This window comes from Paenibacillus sp. P5_B5 (genome assembly GCF_056400365.1).
The window spans coordinates 1-864 of record NZ_JBFULK010000052.1 but is presented as its reverse complement, the minus strand read 5'-3'; the positions used below and the strand labels follow the sequence as shown (position 1 = coordinate 864).

Below are 864 nucleotides of genomic sequence, written 5' to 3'. Positions count from 1 at the left end.
ATTACCACAGCTGGGTTCCCCCATTCGGACATCCCCGGATCAAAGCCTGCATACGGCTCCCCGAGGCATTTCGTCGTTCGCCACGTCCTTCTTCGGCTCCTAGTGCCTAGGCATCCTCCGTGCGCTCTTATTAGCTTAACCAGCTAATTTAAAACGTTGTTCTCTCAATTGCTTAAGAAGAACATCGGATGTTTCTAAGCTCTTACGTTTCGTTTCGCTATCTAGTTTTCAAGGAACAATTCTGTTTTGCGCCGTTTTTGCGGCAAGAAGTATCATATCATACTTCTTTTCGACTTTTCAACCTGTAATTTTTAACAGTTTGTAAAAGTGAATTTGGTGGAGCCAAGCGGGATCGAACCGCTGACCTCCTGCTTGCAAGGCAGGCGCTCTCCCAGCTGAGCTATGGCCCCATAATTTTTCTGGCAATAGTTTGCGAAAGCAACTTGCGAGAAGAAATTTCATGGTTTATATGAAATTTTAAATGGTGGGCCCTAGTGGACTCGAACCACCGACCTCACCCTTATCAGGGGTGCGCTCTAACCAGCTGAGCTAAGGGCCCTCAAAGTTTTGCGAAGCAAAACTACTTCGGAAGCGTAATCTTTTTCTGGCAGTAGTTTTCGCAAGAAAACTGCGAGAAGAAAATTTACAGTAAAACTATTTAATTCGAATCCATTAAAATGGATTCGCTTGGCAACGTCCTACTCTCCCAGGACCCTTCGGTCCAAGTACAATCGGCGCTGGAAGGCTTAACGGTCGTGTTCGGGATGGGTACGCGTGGTTCCCTTCCGCCATCGTCACCAAACGAATTACCTGAAGTAACCAAACTTCAGATGGCCTTAACATTGAAAGGTACTTGCCCCTTCA

General features: G+C 46.4%; 2 tRNA genes and 2 rRNA genes. All 4 read right to left on the bottom strand.

Going from position 1 to position 864, the window contains the following annotated elements:
• A 23S ribosomal RNA gene (locus AC1DOK_RS24480) occupies positions 1 to 141 on the bottom strand; the annotation flags it as partial.
• A gap of 193 nt (positions 142 to 334) precedes the next feature.
• A tRNA-Ala gene (locus AC1DOK_RS24475) sits at positions 335 to 410 on the bottom strand.
• A gap of 72 nt (positions 411 to 482) precedes the next feature.
• Positions 483 to 559 (bottom strand) — tRNA-Ile (locus AC1DOK_RS24470).
• A 126-nt stretch (positions 560 to 685) separates the two neighbouring features.
• Positions 686 to 802, bottom strand: a 5S ribosomal RNA gene (gene rrf / locus AC1DOK_RS24465).
• Between the last annotated feature and the right edge of the window lie 62 nt (positions 803 to 864).